At 66.1% G+C, this 14,412-nt stretch carries 16 protein-coding genes; 12 read left to right on the forward strand and 4 right to left on the reverse strand.

What is annotated here, in order from left to right:
• The first annotated feature begins 41 nt into the window (after positions 1-41).
• From priA to LFT45_RS08360, 3 genes are read left to right on the forward strand one after another with little or no spacing between them, the layout of a single operon-like run.
• Complete coding sequence (gene priA, locus LFT45_RS08350) at positions 42-788, forward strand: bifunctional 1-(5-phosphoribosyl)-5-((5-phosphoribosylamino)methylideneamino)imidazole-4-carboxamide isomerase/phosphoribosylanthranilate isomerase PriA (RefSeq protein WP_087873510.1); 747 nt, start codon at positions 42-44, stop codon at positions 786-788.
• 9 nt (positions 789-797) lie between these two features.
• A complete protein-coding gene (locus LFT45_RS08355; RefSeq protein WP_440158619.1) occupies positions 798-1,709 on the forward strand; it encodes an SseB family protein in 912 nt (303 codons plus the stop codon).
• 58 nt (positions 1,710-1,767) lie between these two features.
• Entirely contained in the window at positions 1,768-3,066 is a 1,299-nt protein-coding gene (locus LFT45_RS08360; protein ID WP_236807897.1) for an MFS transporter, read from the forward strand.
• 123 nt (positions 3,067-3,189) lie between these two features.
• Here the strand turns inward: LFT45_RS08360 and LFT45_RS08365 are convergent, their stop codons facing one another.
• Positions 3,190-3,576, reverse strand: coding sequence for a DUF1844 domain-containing protein (locus tag LFT45_RS08365; protein ID WP_003798723.1), 387 nt, complete (start codon positions 3,574-3,576; stop codon positions 3,190-3,192).
• 383 nt (positions 3,577-3,959) lie between these two features.
• Here LFT45_RS08365 and infC point away from each other — a divergent pair, with 383 nt between their 5' ends.
• The 4 genes from infC to LFT45_RS08385 all read left to right on the forward strand — a co-directional run bounded on the left by infC (position 3,960) and on the right by LFT45_RS08385 (position 6,842).
• A complete protein-coding gene (infC, locus tag LFT45_RS08370; RefSeq protein ID WP_236807898.1) occupies positions 3,960-5,006 on the forward strand; it encodes a translation initiation factor IF-3 in 1,047 nt (348 codons plus the stop codon).
• A gap of 118 nt (positions 5,007-5,124) precedes the next feature.
• The gene (gene rpmI / locus LFT45_RS08375; protein ID WP_009358635.1) at positions 5,125-5,319 is read left to right on the forward strand and encodes a 50S ribosomal protein L35; all 195 of its coding nucleotides are present in this window, start codon (positions 5,125-5,127) and stop codon (positions 5,317-5,319) included.
• Positions 5,320-5,436: 117 nt separating this feature from the next.
• The gene (rplT, locus tag LFT45_RS08380; protein WP_111904720.1) at positions 5,437-5,892 is read left to right on the forward strand and encodes a 50S ribosomal protein L20; all 456 of its coding nucleotides are present in this window, start codon (positions 5,437-5,439) and stop codon (positions 5,890-5,892) included.
• Between the two features lie 53 nt (positions 5,893-5,945).
• The gene (locus LFT45_RS08385; RefSeq protein ID WP_236807899.1) at positions 5,946-6,842 is read left to right on the forward strand and encodes a TrmH family RNA methyltransferase; all 897 of its coding nucleotides are present in this window, start codon (positions 5,946-5,948) and stop codon (positions 6,840-6,842) included.
• A gap of 213 nt (positions 6,843-7,055) precedes the next feature.
• Here LFT45_RS08385 and LFT45_RS08390 read toward each other — a convergent pair whose 3' ends face one another.
• Positions 7,056-7,331, reverse strand: a complete 276-nt coding sequence (locus LFT45_RS08390) for a GlsB/YeaQ/YmgE family stress response membrane protein (RefSeq protein ID WP_003798714.1) — start codon at positions 7,329-7,331, stop codon at positions 7,056-7,058.
• 243 nt (positions 7,332-7,574) lie between these two features.
• Between LFT45_RS08390 and LFT45_RS08395 the strand changes: the two genes are divergently transcribed.
• Positions 7,575-8,528 carry a cation diffusion facilitator family transporter gene (locus tag LFT45_RS08395; RefSeq protein ID WP_236807900.1) on the forward strand — a complete coding sequence of 318 codons (954 nt, stop codon included), beginning with the start codon at positions 7,575-7,577 and terminating at the stop codon, positions 8,526-8,528.
• Positions 8,529-8,609: 81 nt separating this feature from the next.
• Here the strand turns inward: LFT45_RS08395 and LFT45_RS08400 are convergent, their stop codons facing one another.
• Positions 8,610-9,815 (reverse strand): MFS transporter, encoded by a 1,206-nt coding sequence (locus LFT45_RS08400; protein WP_236807901.1) that lies wholly within the window; start codon positions 9,813-9,815, stop codon positions 8,610-8,612.
• 143 nt (positions 9,816-9,958) lie between these two features.
• Between LFT45_RS08400 and LFT45_RS08405 the strand changes: the two genes are divergently transcribed.
• The 4 genes from LFT45_RS08405 (at position 9,959) to LFT45_RS08420 (ending at position 13,107) form a co-directional block, all read left to right on the forward strand.
• Positions 9,959-10,417 carry a (deoxy)nucleoside triphosphate pyrophosphohydrolase gene (locus LFT45_RS08405; protein ID WP_236807902.1) on the forward strand — a complete coding sequence of 153 codons (459 nt, stop codon included), beginning with the start codon at positions 9,959-9,961 and terminating at the stop codon, positions 10,415-10,417.
• A gap of 149 nt (positions 10,418-10,566) precedes the next feature.
• Positions 10,567-11,547: a methionine ABC transporter ATP-binding protein gene (locus LFT45_RS08410; protein WP_236807903.1), complete on the forward strand. Its 981-nt coding sequence runs from the start codon at positions 10,567-10,569 to the stop codon at positions 11,545-11,547.
• A complete protein-coding gene (locus LFT45_RS08415) occupies positions 11,544-12,245 on the forward strand; it encodes a methionine ABC transporter permease (protein ID WP_236807904.1) in 702 nt (233 codons plus the stop codon). Before LFT45_RS08410 ends, LFT45_RS08415 begins: the two co-directional genes overlap by 4 nt.
• A gap of 58 nt (positions 12,246-12,303) precedes the next feature.
• On the forward strand, positions 12,304-13,107 hold the full coding sequence (locus LFT45_RS08420; RefSeq protein ID WP_236807905.1) for a MetQ/NlpA family ABC transporter substrate-binding protein: 804 nt from the start codon (positions 12,304-12,306) through the stop codon (positions 13,105-13,107).
• A gap of 159 nt (positions 13,108-13,266) precedes the next feature.
• Here LFT45_RS08420 and LFT45_RS08425 read toward each other — a convergent pair whose 3' ends face one another.
• On the reverse strand, positions 13,267-14,388 hold the full coding sequence (locus LFT45_RS08425; RefSeq protein WP_236807906.1) for an Rv2578c family radical SAM protein: 1,122 nt from the start codon (positions 14,386-14,388) through the stop codon (positions 13,267-13,269).
• Between the last annotated feature and the right edge of the window lie 24 nt (positions 14,389-14,412).

Below are 14,412 nucleotides of genomic sequence, written 5' to 3' on the forward strand. Positions count from 1 at the left end.
CGCCCACGGGAACCCGCGTCTACAAGAACTGAGGACCCCTGATGACCAGCCAAAACGAGCTGCCGGTACTTGAACTGCTTCCCGCCGTCGACGTCGTGAACGGCCAGGCCGTCCGCCTGGTCCAGGGCGAGGCGGGCAGCGAAACAAGCTACGGCACGCCCCTGGAGGCGGCGCTCAACTGGCAGCAGCAGGGCGCGGAATGGGTTCACCTGGTGGACCTCGACGCTGCCTTCGGACGCGGCTCGAACGCGGACCTGCTGCGCGAAGTGGTGGGCCGGCTGGACATCAAGGTCGAGCTCTCCGGCGGCCTTCGGGACGACGAATCGCTGGAGAAGGCACTGGACCTGGGCGTCGCCCGGGTGAACCTCGGCACCGCCGCTCTGGAGAATCCGGAATGGACCGCGCGGGCCATCGACCGCTTCGGTGACCGGATCGCCGTCGGCCTGGACGTCCGGGGAACCACCCTCGCCGGACGCGGCTGGACCAAGGAAGGCGGGGACCTGTGGGACGTTTTGGGCCGCCTCGAGGAGGCTGGCTGCGCCCGCTACGTCGTCACCGACGTAACCAAGGACGGGACGCTGCAGGGACCGAACGTTGAACTTCTGCGGCAGATGGTGGAAAAGACCGGCAAGCCCGTGGTGGCCTCCGGCGGCATTTCCAGCCTCGACGATTTGAAGGTCCTGCGCTCCCTGGTGCCGCTCGGCGTCGAAGGTGCCATCGTGGGCAAGGCCCTGTACGCCGGCGCCTTCACCCTCCCCGAGGCCCTCGACGTCGCCGGCCGCCGCTAGGACATCGCCGTGACCGAGCACCAGCGCAACTCCGCGGACGGCGGCGGACCGGCGGCGGACCTGCCCCCGGTTCGCAGGCTGCCCGGTCACATCGAGGCTGCCCTGGCCGGGGCGGGTGGCGCCGCCGATTCGGCCGGTCAGCCCTGGGCCGGGCGCAGCCTCGCCGGTGATGACGCCAAGATCCACAACTTCGAGGACGACGACGGCGCGGCCGACGCCGGCTACCTCACCGCAGTCTCCGCTCTTGTTGCCGGGGACGGCGGCGAGGCCGCGGTGGTTGCCTCACTGGCCAGTGCCCGGGTTTTCGTCCCCGTGGTGGCACAACTGGCGGAAGAAGCCGAGGGCGCGCACGGCGTGCACGCAGACAAGCAGGCGGACATGGCGCTGGTGACGCTCAAGGCGCCCGACGGCCGCCTCGCCATGCCGGTGTTCAGCACGGCAGCAGCCCTGGCGGCGTGGCACCCGGAGGCCCGTCCGGTGGCCGTGTACGCCGCGCGGGCCGCCTTGTCCGCCGTCGCCGAGGGGGCCGAGCTGCTGGTGGTGGACCCCGGGGCGGAAGTGACCTTCGTGGTCCGGCGCCCCGGCGTCTGGGCCCTCGCGCAGCAGCGGCAGTGGGTGCCGGCCTACCTGGACGCCGAGCTGGCCGCCGTGCTGCGTGCCGGAGCGGAAGGTAAGCCCGCAGTCCGCGGACTCGATGTCCTTCCCGGCGGGGGAGTAGCCACAACCACGGCTTCGGGGAGCAGCGTCGATGGCGGCGGCGCCGGACCGGAACTGCGGGTGGTGCTCTACCTGGAGGACGGACTCGATGCGGCCGCAGTCCAGGCCCTCGTTGCCGGCCTCCAGAGCGAGTGGAGCCGGAATGTATTGTTTGGTGAGCGCGTTGATTCGATCGAAGTAAAGCTAAGGCGCGCCGCGCAGTAGCCGCTGGCCCGGTGGGGTCCGTTCCGGCGCTGTCCGGCGGCGGAATGAGGACCCACCTGTGAATTTCAGCCTGTACCGGGAGCTGCTGGCCGTCCGGCCCATCCGGCGGCTCCTGGCGGTCGGCATGATCGCCCGCATTCCCCACTCGGCGGCGGGCGTCCTGCTGACCCTGCACATCGTCCTTACCCTCGGTGAGGGCTACGCGGCCGCGGGAACGGCAGCGGCCGTGATGACCATCGGCATCGCGCTCGGCGCCCCTTGGCGCGGCCGCCGGGTGGATACGGCGGGCCTGCGGAGAGCGCTGATACCCTCCGTGATTTCGGAAACAGTCATCTGGTCCATCGTGCCGCACGTCTCCTATCAGTGGCTGCTGCCGCTCGTGTTCGTGGGCGGCCTTCTGACGCTGCCCATTTTCAGTGTGGTGCGGCAGTCCCTGGGGGTCCTTGCGGACGGCGACCAGCGCAGGACCGCCTTCGCGCTGGACGCTGTCAGCACGGAGATGGTGTTCATGATCGGCCCGGCCGCAGGTGCCGTGGTGGCCACAAGCGGCCATTCCGTGCTGGGGCTGACCGCCGTCGGCGTCTCGACATCGCTGGCCGGGCTCTTCCTCATGTGGTTCAACCCGCCCACCCGCAGTGCTGTCCGCAGCGAATCGTGTGAGGCGGACGAACAGGTTGCCGCAGAGGTGGCCGTGGTGGCCGCGGCCCCCGCACACCTGCAGGAGGCTGCCGCTGAACTCGGCCCGGCGGCCGCGGGCATTAGTCGGCGGGCAGTCCTGAAGCGCAGGGTGGCCCACAGCTTCGGCTGGTTCACCGCCGCGGTAGCCGCGGTGTTCGCTGTTGCCGGTGGCGCCGGCATGGTGCTCAGCGGCACCGATGTGGGAATCGTGGCTGCCCTGGAGACCGGCGGCCGCCAGGGCGAGATCGGTGTGGTGTTCCTCTTCTGGTGCGCCGCCTCGGTGGTCGGCGGCCTCGTCTACGGGGCCATGCACCGGCCTGTCTCACCGATACTCCTGCTTCTGGGCATGGCTGCACTGACCATTCCCATGGGCTTCGCCACCGACACACTGACCCTCAGCCTGTTGTCGCTGCTGCCGGGGCTCCTCTGTGCTCCGGTGCTTTCGGCAGCCTCCGAGAAGGTGGCCGAACTGGTTGACGAGGCCAGGCGGGGCGAGGCCATGGGCTGGTACGGGTCCGCGCTGACCGCCGGCGTGGCACTGGGGGCTCCGCTGGCCGGACTTTTCATCGACAGCATTGGCGCGGCCGGGGGCTTTGTGTCCGTCGGGGTGGCTGGGGTGCTGCTTTGCGCTGTGGGACTTGTCCTCCAGCAGCGGCGCCGCCGCGCCGCCGCATCCTGACACTCTCCGGTTTCGCGGAAGCAGGGTGGCTGGAGAGCGCTACCGGAGCTAGTGCCCCCCGAAGACAAAAACGGCGGCGGGCCGGCCCCGAAGAGCCGGCCCGCCGCCGTCGTAATTCAATCTCTAGTTCACTGCACCGGTGAACTTCTCACCGGGACCCTTGCCCGGAGGATCCGGAATGATCGACTCTTCGCGGAAGGCGAGCTGCAGTGACCGCAGGCCATCACGCAACGGCCCGGCATGCTGCGAACCGATTTCCGGGGCGGCCGCCGTCACCAGGCCGGCGAGGGCGGTGATGAGCTTGCGGGCCTCATCCAGGTCCTTCAGCTCAGCGGCGTTCTCCTCAGCGGCCAGGCCGAGCTTCACGGCCGAGGCGCTCATGAGGTGCACGGCGGCCGTGGTGATGACCTCGATCGCAGGAACCTCGGAGATGTCGCGGATTTGCTGCGTGACGTCGTCCCCGGCGCCAGGCGCCTGGTAGACGTGTGAATTGCTGTCTGGAGTGCTCATACTGGTAAGCTTGTCACAGACCGACTGGATGTCGTTATTTTGCCGTGGATGAGACCCACTGCCGCCAATGTGCGGTAAGCGGGCTTCTTTATGTAGAATTGATATTCAGTTTGCAAGCGGAGTTCTCTCCCACCCGCGTCAGCCGTTTCCCCTGGGGTTTTAGGGAAGCAAGGTTGCCGGGTAACGGTCGGGCGGTTCACCGGGCAGGAGCCTGGGGAAGTGCGTGCAGTCCCTCGCGGGATGTGCACATCCGATCCTTTGAGGCCTTCGATTGCTCCGGCAATTGGGGGCCTTCTCTATTTTGCCGGTGGTACACCCATCACGAACACAGGAGCTTTAACATTAGCGAGCCAAGAATCAATGAGCGTATCCGCGTCCCTGAGGTGCGGCTGGTCGGCCCTGCCGGCGAACAGGTAGGAATCGTCCGTATTGAGGATGCCCTGCGTCTGGCTGCCGAGTCCGACCTGGATCTCGTTGAAGTTGCACCGCAGGCCAAGCCTCCGGTGTGCAAGCTGATGGACTTCGGCAAGTACAAGTACGAAGCCGCGGTCAAGGCCCGTGAGGCCCGGAAGAACCAGACCAACACGGTTCTGAAGGAAATCCGGTTCCGCCTGAAGATCGACACCCATGACTACGAGACCAAGCGCGGCCACGCCCTCCGCTTCCTCGGAGCCGGGGACAAGGTCAAGGCCATGATCCAGTTCCGCGGCCGTGAGCAGCAGCGTCCCGAAATGGGCCTGCGCCTGCTCCAGCGGTTCGCGGAAGATGTCGGTGAGGTCGGCGTGGTTGAGTCCAGCCCCCGCATTGACGGCCGCAACATGGTCATGGTCATCGGCCCGCTGAAGAACAAGGCGGAGGCTAAGGCCGAAGCGCGCCGCGCAACGCAGCGTGCAGAAGCCAAGGCCCAGAATGAAGCCAAGGCCGCAGGCCGCGTGGACACGTCCGGTGACGATCAGGCACCCCTGACGCAGTCGCTTGCGGACCTTCTGCCGGAAGGCTTCCAGGTTTCCACGGAGGCCCCTGCGCAAGACGCCCCGGCAGAAGCTGAGGCAGCCGCTCCGGAAGCCGCCGTCGAAGCGCCCTCGGTTCCGGCCGAAGCAGCTCCGGCCGCGGAAGCCCCCAAGGTTGCCGAAGCACCCAAGGTTGCGGCAGCACCCAAGGAGGCCGAGTCGAAGCGCGAAGCACCCAAGGCCGCAGCACCCAAGGCAGCCCCCGCTGCTCCCCGAGCGGCAGCCCCCGCAGCACCGAAGGCGGCAGCGCCTGCTGAGCCGAAGGCTCCCGTAGCTGAGTCGCCTGCTCCGGCAGCGCCGAAGCCTGCGGCTGCCCCGGCCACGCCCAAGCCGGTGGCCCGGCCGGCAGCGCCGAAGCCTGTTGCACGACCCGCAGCGCCCCGGCCCACGCCGAAGCCGGCGGGCAAGAAGACCACCTAGTTCGAAACTGCGGAAGGCATCGCCTTCAGGCAGTCAGCAACCAGCATGCCGCCCGCAGGGGCGGCTGCACGATAGAACTGCGGACATTGTCCGCGGATACGTAAGGAGATCGGTTCCCATGCCGAAGATGAAGACCCACAGCGGTGCTAAGAAGCGCTTCAAGCTGACCGGTAGCGGCAAGCTGCGCCGCCAGCAGGCCAACCGCCGCCACTACCTCGAGCACAAGTCCTCCAGGCTGACCCGCCGCCTTGCCGGCGACAAGATCGTCTTCAAGGGCGACGCCAAGGTCATCCGGAAGATGCTCGGCATCTAATTTCCAAGCATTCTGACTGACTGCCACCTGGCAGCAGTCAACTATTAATAAGCCTTCTCAGGCCAGCCGGTCACCGGCAGTAGTCGCTTGGGATCAGATTTTTGAAGGAGTACGCACGTGGCACGTGTGAAGCGGGCGGTAAACGCCCACAAGAAGCGCCGGGTTATCCTCGAACGCGCCAAAGGTTACCGTGGACAGCGCTCACGCCTGTACCGCAAGGCCAAAGAGCAGCTGCTGCACTCGTTTGTGTACAGCTACGGCGACCGCAAGAAGAAGAAGGGCGACTTCCGCCGCCTGTGGATCCAGCGCATCAACGCTGCCTCCCGCGCCAACGGCCTGACCTACAACCGTCTGATCCAGGGCCTGAAGGCCGCTGAGGTTGAGGTTGACCGCCGCATGCTGGCCGAGCTCGCCGTTTCCGACGCCAACGCTTTCGCTGCGCTGGTCCAGGTTGCCAAGGACTCCCTGCCTGCAGACACCTCCGCTCCGGCCGCCAAGGCTGAGGCTGCACCGAAGGCCAAGGCTACCCGCGCACGCGCTGCGAAGAAGCCGGTTGCTGCAGCTGCTGAGTAAGCAGGCAACTCCCAGTTCAAGGACCGGTGGCAACAGCCACTAAGGTTTCTTATATGAACGAAACCGGGCGCCCGCAAGACTTTCCACTCTCCAATCCCCGAGCAGATCGGGTCAGGGACGTGGCAAAGCTTGCAGGGCGCCCGGCACGTTTAAAGCGCCGGCAGTTTCTGGCCGAGGGCCCGCAGGCAGTACGTGAGGCCCTGGTGCTTCACGGCAAGCGGATCGCTGCGGGCCAGCCGGGCATCGTCCGCGAGGTGTACGCCAGCGAGGCCTGCCTGGACCGGTACCCCGAGTTTGAAGAGCTGGCCGTGGAAACCAGTGCCCGCCTCGCCACGGACGACGTCCTGGCCGCCATGGCGGACACCGTCACCCCGCAGGGGATCGTTGCGGTGTGCGATTTCGTGGATGTCGAGCTGGCGGACGTGCTCGACGCCGGACCGCGGCTGATTGCCGTGCTCTGCCAGGTCCGCGATCCCGGGAATGCCGGGACGGTGCTTCGGGCCGCAGACGCCGCCGGCGCCGATGCCGTGATCCTCACCGGTTCCAGCGTGGATGTCTACAATCCCAAGGCGGTCCGCTCCACCGCCGGCTCCCTCTTCCACCTTCCAGTGGTTCTCGGCGCTGACGTCAACGAGCTGGCTGCGATGTGCAGGGAGCGGGGGATCGGTGTGCTGGCAGCGGATGGCTACGGGCAGCTGAACCTCGACCGCCTGCAGGACGAGAACGCCGCACGCCGGCTTGGCGCTTCGGCCGCCGGCTCTGACTACGCCCTGGAAAACCCCACGGCCTGGCTCTTCGGCAACGAAGCCCAAGGGCTCTCGGAGGACGAGCTTGCGCTTGCCGACCATCGGGTGGCGGTGCCGGTCTATGGCGCCGCTGAGAGCCTCAATCTCGGGACGGCCGCCACCGTTTGCCTCTACGCCAGTGCGAGGTCCCAGCAGCCCGCCTAGCGTGGTGGAGTTGTTGTACAGATATCGGCCGCAAAGGGCACTTTTAGTCGCGACACGTGGACAAGAACTCCGCTCGTGGACAGCGTCGGCAGCAATACACGAAGAAGCGGGGGCCCACCGTCCGGTGGGCCCCCGCTCCTGTCTGATTTGTCTGTTATGGGCCTGGGCCTGGGCCTGGGCCTGTTGCAGCCCAGTGCCTGTGATTCGGGCCTGTTATGGTGCCCGGGTGCTGTGGCTACGGCCGGTGATTGCGCCGTAGATACCTGCGACTACGAGGCCGCCGATGATGGCGAGGATCCAGGTGCCAAGGTCGAAGAACGCCAGGTCACCCTTGCCGAAGAGAAGGCTGCCGATCCAGCCGCCAACGATGGCGCCAACGACGCCCAGAACCAAGCTGGTGACCCAGCCGCCGCCGACCCTGCCGGGCATGACGGCTTTAACGATTGCGCCTACGATCAGGCCGAGAATAATCCAAGCAAGAAATCCCATTGTCTGCTCCTTCATATTCGTCGGGATCGATTCTTATCAGTCCCGATATGGCTTCAAGCTAACACAGCGCGTGATTATTTGTCAGCAGGCTTACTTTTGGCTCTTTTCGTGGCGTCTGAGGCCCTCTCCGGTGCCCGTCCGGGGCCCGTCCAGTGCCGGAGCGGTACGGTATTTCCTAGACGGCGGTTCCATGCCGCCCTGTCCCATCCGTTTGAAATTTCCACGTGAAGAGGTGAGGCTCCCTTGTCTGCAAATGGCGGTACCAAGGCGATTGTGGCGGCGCTGGCCGCCAACCTGACCATCGCTGTCCTGAAGTTCGTCGCGTTCCTGTTGACGCGTTCCTCGTCGATGCTGGCTGAGGCCATCCACTCAGTCGCGGACTCCGGCAACCAGATCCTGCTGCTGGTCGGCGGAAAACGCGCACAGCGGGCGGCCAGCCCGGAACACCCCTTTGGCTACGGACGCGAGCGGTACATTTATGCGTTCATCGTTTCCATCGTGCTCTTCAGCGTCGGCGGCCTGTTCGCCCTGTATGAGGGATGGGAAAAAATCCAGCACCCGCACGCCATAGAAGGCGACTTCTGGTGGGTGCCCCTGGCCGTGCTGGTGGGAGCCATCATCGCAGAGTCGTTCTCGTTCCGGACGGCCATCAGCGAAGCCAACCACATCCGCGGCAGCCAGGGCTGGATCAGCTTCGTGCGGACCGCCAAGCAGCCCGAGCTTCCGGTGATCCTGCTCGAAGACTTCGGTGCGCTGCTGGGCCTCGTCTTCGCCCTGTTCGGCGTGGGACTGACCCTGCTGACCGGCGACGGCATCTGGGACGGAATCGGAACCGGGATGATCGGTCTGCTGCTCGTGGCGATTGCCGTCATCCTGGCGATGGAAACCAAATCCCTGCTGCTGGGGGAGTCGGCAACCAAGGACGACGTCGGCCGGATCCGGCGCGCCATCGAGGCGGACGGCACAACCATTATCCACCTCAAGACCCTGCACCTGGGCCCGGAGGAGCTGCTCGTGGCGGCCAAGATCAGCGTGGATGCAGGTGATTCCGGGCTGGACATTGCCAAGGCAATTGACGACGCCGAAGCCCGGATCCGCTCGGCCGTTCCCATCGCGCGGGTCATCTACCTGGAGCCAGACATCCGCCGCGCCCAGGTGGCCAGCGGGCCCGCCCTTGCGGGCGAGCCAGGCGCCTAGCTGGCTGTAGGTCCGGCCGCCCCCTGCAATTCTGAGCCGCTGGCTCCGTGCAATTCTGGGCCGCTGGCTCCGTGACTGCTGTTACGGGGCCAGCGGCTTTTTGCGTTCCAGCAGGCCGCTGAACAGGGCCACGATCAGGCCCAGAATGGCGAGAACGGCACCAACCAGGGCGGGGGCAACGTAGCCCCAGCCCCAGGCGATCACCAGGCCGCCCAGGAAGGCGCCCAGGGCGTTGGCGACGTTCAGGGCGGCATGGTTGAGCGAGGACGCCAGCGACGGCGCATCGGGAGACGCATCCAGCAGACGGGTCTGCAGGGCGGGTACAAGCATGGACCCGGCGGCACCCACGACGAACACCATGACGAAGGCCGACCACGGCCAGTGCACAGCCATGGCGTACACCACCAGTGCGACGGCGATTCCCGGCAGGACGCGGTAGATGGTCCCCATCACGGACTTGTCCGCAATCCGGCCACCGACGATGTTGCCGGCCACCATTCCCAGGCCGTACAGGGCCACCACGAACGGCAGCAGGGCGGCGGGGATCCCGGCCACGGAGGTCATGGTGTGGGAGATGTAGGTGTACGTGGCGAAGAACCCGCCAAATCCGACGATGCCGATGAGGATGGCCAGCCAGACCTGCGCTCTTTTGAGCGCGCCCAGCTCCCTGCGGATGCTGGCGTCCGCGTGCGCCTTCTGGAACGGAACGAATTTCCAGATGAGTGCCAGGGTCACCAGTCCCAGCAGTCCCACCAGGACAAAGAGCAGGCGCCAGCCAAAGGCCTGGCCGAGCCAGGTGGCGAAGGGGACGCCGACCACATTGGCAACCGTGAGCCCCGCCATCACCATGGAGATGGCCCAGCCCCGCTTAGTCGGCGCCACCAAGGAAGCGGCGATGACCGCGGCCACGCCAAAAAACGCGCCGTGCGGCAGGCCGGCGGCGAACCGGGAGACCAGCATGCTCGCGTAATCGGGTGCGATGAACGAGGAGAGGTTGGCAACGCTGAAGAACAGCATGAGCCCCAGCGCAAGGAGCTTGCGCGGCAATTTCGCTCCGACGGCGGCAAGTACGGGAGCTCCGACGACGACGCCCAGGGCGTAGGCCGAGATCAGGTGCCCGGCCTCGGGGGTGCTGATCCGGAGTCCGACTTCGACCTCCTTGAGCAGTCCCATCATGGCGAACTCGGTGACACCGATGCCGAAGCCGCCCATGGCCAGCGCAAGAATGGCGGGTCCGATGTTCGTGGCGGCTTTGGGCGTGGGGGGAGCCTGGACAGTGGAAGTCATGTGCCTGCTTTTCGAAGGGGAGTTGCGGAGTAGGCCTCGTTGCCACTGTTATGTCTGATTTTAACAAGCTTCCGGCGGGATGGATATTCCGGGCCCGGGAGGGCCCGCCTCATGAAAAACCTGCGCCCTCCTAGACTGGACCGGTGACTGAACTGATTAACGTCGTCGGCGGGGCCGTGGTGGACTCGTTGTCCGCTCCCGTCCGGCTTCTCGTGGCGCGCCGGACGGCGCCTCCGCAGTTTGCCGGCATGTGGGAATTCCCGGGCGGCAAAGTGGAACCTGGCGAGGTCCCCGAGAGTGCACTGCACCGGGAGCTGCGCGAGGAACTCGGCATCGCCGTCGTTCTTGGGGCGGAGCTGTTGGCGCCCGGGCCAGCCGGCTGGCCCCTGAACGACAAGGCCGCGATGCGGGTGTGGTTCGCGGAAGTGGCAGACGGAGAACCGCGGCCGCTCGAAGATCACGATGAACTCCGCTGGGTCAGCATCAGCGAAGGTGACGAAGCTCTCAGCCTGCCCTGGATTCCGGCCGACCTCCCGATTGTCCGGGCGCTGCTCGCCAGCGTCGCCGCGGCGAACCGCGCAAACTCTCTCCGCGGAAATTAACACCACCCTTCACGGCTCTCCTCGAGCTGATTGTTCGGATTTGTTGCCGCGCGGAGCTGCTGGGCAGAATTACATGCTGGACACCCCCGCGGTGTCTCACTCCTTGAACAGTTCCGGGAGATTTCCGCGCCCAGCCCTGAAGGAACCGCATGATATCCGTGAGCCGTGTCGTCAAGAGCTACGGCTCCGGGGCCGCGCAGGTCCGCGCCCTCGACGACGTCACAATGTCCGTGAAAAAGGGCGAAATATTCGGCGTCGTGGGGCAGAGCGGCGCAGGCAAAAGCACCCTGATCCGCACCATCAACTCCCTGGAACAGCCGGATTCCGGAACCGTCCACGTCGGCGGCCGGGACATGACAAAGCTGGCCGGCAGGGAGCTGCGGCAGGCCCGCCACGACATCGGCATGATTTTCCAGCACTTCAACCTCCTTAGCGGGCGCACCGTGCGGGCGAATGTTGAGCTCTCGCTGGAGATTACCGGTGCGGGCCGGGCTCAGCGGCGGACCCGCGCGCTGGAAATCCTTGAACTCGTGGATCTGCACGGCAAGGCGGATGCGTATCCCGCCCAGCTGTCGGGCGGGCAGAAGCAGCGCGTCGGCATCGCCCGCGCGCTGGCGTCCAACCCGTCCGTGCTGCTCAGCGATGAAGCCACCTCGGCGCTGGACCCGGACACCACACGCCAGATCCTCGACCTGATCCGGCAGCTGAGCAAGGATCTGGGCCTGACCGTACTCCTCATCACGCACGAGATGGACGTGGTTAAGCGCATCTGCGATTCGGCCGCCGTCATGAGCCAGGGGCGGATCCTGGAGCAGGGTTCCGTCGAGAAACTGCTCACCACGGAGAAGTCCCTGCTTGGCCAGGCACTTTTCCCCCTGGGCGACATCCCGCCTACCTCCAACGCGGTCGTGGAGATCACCTTCACGGGAGTGGCCACGGACCGGCCGGTCATAGCCCAGCTGGCACGCCAGCACGGCATCGACGTGGGAATTCTGGGCGCTGCCGTGGAAACCATCCACGGCCGCCAGACAGGGCGGACCCGGCTGGAACTGCCCGGTGATGCAACGACCGTATCCGGCGCCGTCGCCGACCTGCGGTCCCAAGGACTTCATGTGGAGGTAATCAAGTGATCGACCGCAACGATCCCTACTTTTGGGCGGACCTGCTGGACACCATCCTCAAGGGCGCCGGGGAGACCTTCTACACGGTAGGCGTGAGCCTGCTCCTCACGGTTCTCTTCGGGCTGGCGGCCGGCGTGCTGCTGGTTACCACCGAGGCTCACGGGCTGCTGGCCAGGCCGTTCGGCAGCCGTGCCCTGGGGGTCGCCGTGAACCGGGTGCTGGACGTCGTGGTGAACATCGGCCGGTCCATCCCGTTCATCATCCTGATGATCCTTTTGATTCCCTTCACCCGCCTGCTGGTCGGCTCCTTTATCGGTCCGACGGCGGCGATCGTACCGCTGGCGATCGCCGGCATTCCGTTCTTCGCCCGGCTCGTGGAAATCGGCATCCGCGAAGTGCCCAAGGGCCTCGTTGAAGCAGCCCAGTCGCTCGGCGCCACCCGTTGGACGATTCTCACCAAGGTCCTGGTTGCCGAGGCGGTCCCCGCACTGGCGCTGGGGCTGTCCACCACCGTTGTGGGCCTCATCGGATACTCAGCCATGGTGGGTGCGGTTGGCGGCGGCGGGCTCGGCGATGTGGCTTTCCGTTACGGCTACCAGCGCTACAGCCCCGAGTACATGTTCGCCGTCGTCATCCTGCTGATCCTCCTGGTCCAGCTGTTCCAGTCGCTGGGCAACTTTGCCGCCCGCAGGCTGTCCCACCGCTGACACCAGATCTCAGCCACGCGTTTTCACCCCCATCCGCTCCATCCTGAAAGAGTCCAGCATGATCCGATCCACCATCCTCAAGGCCGCTGCTGCCGGAGCCCTCGCCGTCCTGGCCCTCTCTGCCTGTGGCAGCCCAAGCTCCTCCAGCGCCTCGGAGACCATCAAGGTAGGTGCCCTCGCGGTGCCCGCCGGCGACATGCTCAAGCACGTCCAGCGGGAGCTCGCATCCAAGGAAGGCCTCACGGTCGAATACAAGGAGTTCAGCGACTACAACACCCCGAACCCTGCCGTGAGCGACGGCGACATTGACGCCAACCTCTTCCAGAACACGACGTTCATGGAGACGTACAACAAGGCTTCGGGGAAGAACCTGGTCAGCGTCGGAAAGGTATACCTGCCGCCGATGGCCCTGTACTCCAACGAGGTGAAGAGCGTGGACGCCCTACCTGAGGGCGCGTCGGTGGCCATCCCCAATGACCCCACCAATGAGGCCCGCGCCCTGAAGTTGCTCGCGTCCAAGGGGCTCATCGAGGTGACGGAAAACCCCATCACGCTCAAGGACGTGACGGCCAACCCGAAGAACCTGAAGTTCACGGAGATCGAGAACGCCAGCCTCCCGCAGGCGCTGAACGACAAGGACGCCGCCATTGTCACCCTGGCGTTCGCCCTGCCGGCCGGCCTGAGCACTGACAAGCAGATCCTGGTCGAGGGCAAGGACAGCGCCTACTACAACGTCCTCGCCGTGAATGCGGACAAGAAGGACGACGCCCGGGTGCAGAAGCTTTACAAGATCCTGACGTCGCAGGAGATGAAGGACTTCATCCAGACGGAGTTCAAGGGCCTGGTGATTCCGGCCAGCTAAGGCTGACCGATCAGCTCAGGCTGACCGGCTAGGGCTAACGGGCGTACTGCGGAGCGTGTCGCAGAAACCCGAGGAGGGCAGGACGGTGACCGTCCTGCCCTCCTCTTATTTGGTTGGAGCGCTCTTGGTGGAGGCGCTTTTGGCTGGGCGCGGCAGGGCTCAGAACAGTGTGGGCTGGGACGTCCGGGCGCTGCCGTGGCCATGCTGCGCCGACCTAGCCTGCCCTGAGCGATCCTGCGGAATGCTTCCCTCCGGGTAGGCAGCTTCCTCGCCCCGGGGATCGTCGACGGGGGAATCCTCGACGTCCCGGTGGCTGAACCCGTGCGAGCCGGTGAAGCCGTGCCGGGCTTTGAAGAAGCGGACCCTGCCGGCAAGCCAGGTGCGGTATTCCTTGGACGCGTACGAGCCTGTGCCATACAGCCTGCGGTAGCGGCCCGCCAGTTCCGGATGCCGGGCGGCGATCCACTGCATGAACCATTCCCGGGTGCCGGGCTTCAGATACAGCGCCCCGGCCGTGACACCGGTGGCACCCGCGGCCGCCAGTGAGGCGAACAAGGAGTCCAGGGCCTCGTCGCTGTCCGAAAGCCACGGCAGGATGGGCATGGCCATGACCCCGCAGGGCAGCCCGGCTTCCCGGAGCCTGGACACGAGCTTAAGCCGGGCCCTGGGGCCGGGCGTGCCTGGTTCGATGGCCTCGGAGAGCTGCTCGTCCGTCATGGCGAGGGAGATCCCGATGCCCACAGGCACCTGCGCCGCGGCATGCTTCAGGAGCGGAATGTCACGCGCCAGCAAAGTCCCCTTGGTCAGGATGGACAACGGTGTCCCGGAATCGGCCAGCGCGCCGATGATACCGGGCATCAGCCGGTACCGGCCTTCCGCCCGCTGGTAGGGGTCCGTGTTGGTGCCCAGCGCCACGTGCTGCCGGTTCCAGGAGGGCTTGGCCAGCTCCTTTTGCAGCACCTCGGCCGCGTTGATCTTGACCACCACCTGGCTGTCGAAATCAAGCCCGGCGTCGAAGTCCAGGTAGGTGTGGCTCTTGCGGGCGAAGCAGTAGACGCACGCGTGGCTGCAGCCCCGGTAGGGGTTCACGGTCCACTCGAACGGCATCCGCGAGCCGGCGGGCACCTTGTTGAGCACCGATTTGGCGGTGACCTCATGAAAGGTGACGCCGGCGAACTCGGGTGTGGACACAGACCGCACGAGGCCGGCCAAGGGCAGCAGGGGTGCAGTCCCGGGCACCTCTTCCTGTGCGGGTTTGAGTGCCTGTGCGTCCCATCTCATGCCCCCATTCGAATATATGTTCGA

Source organism: Arthrobacter sp. FW305-BF8, from assembly GCF_021789315.1.
Lineage (GTDB): Bacteria > Actinomycetota > Actinomycetes > Actinomycetales > Micrococcaceae > Arthrobacter.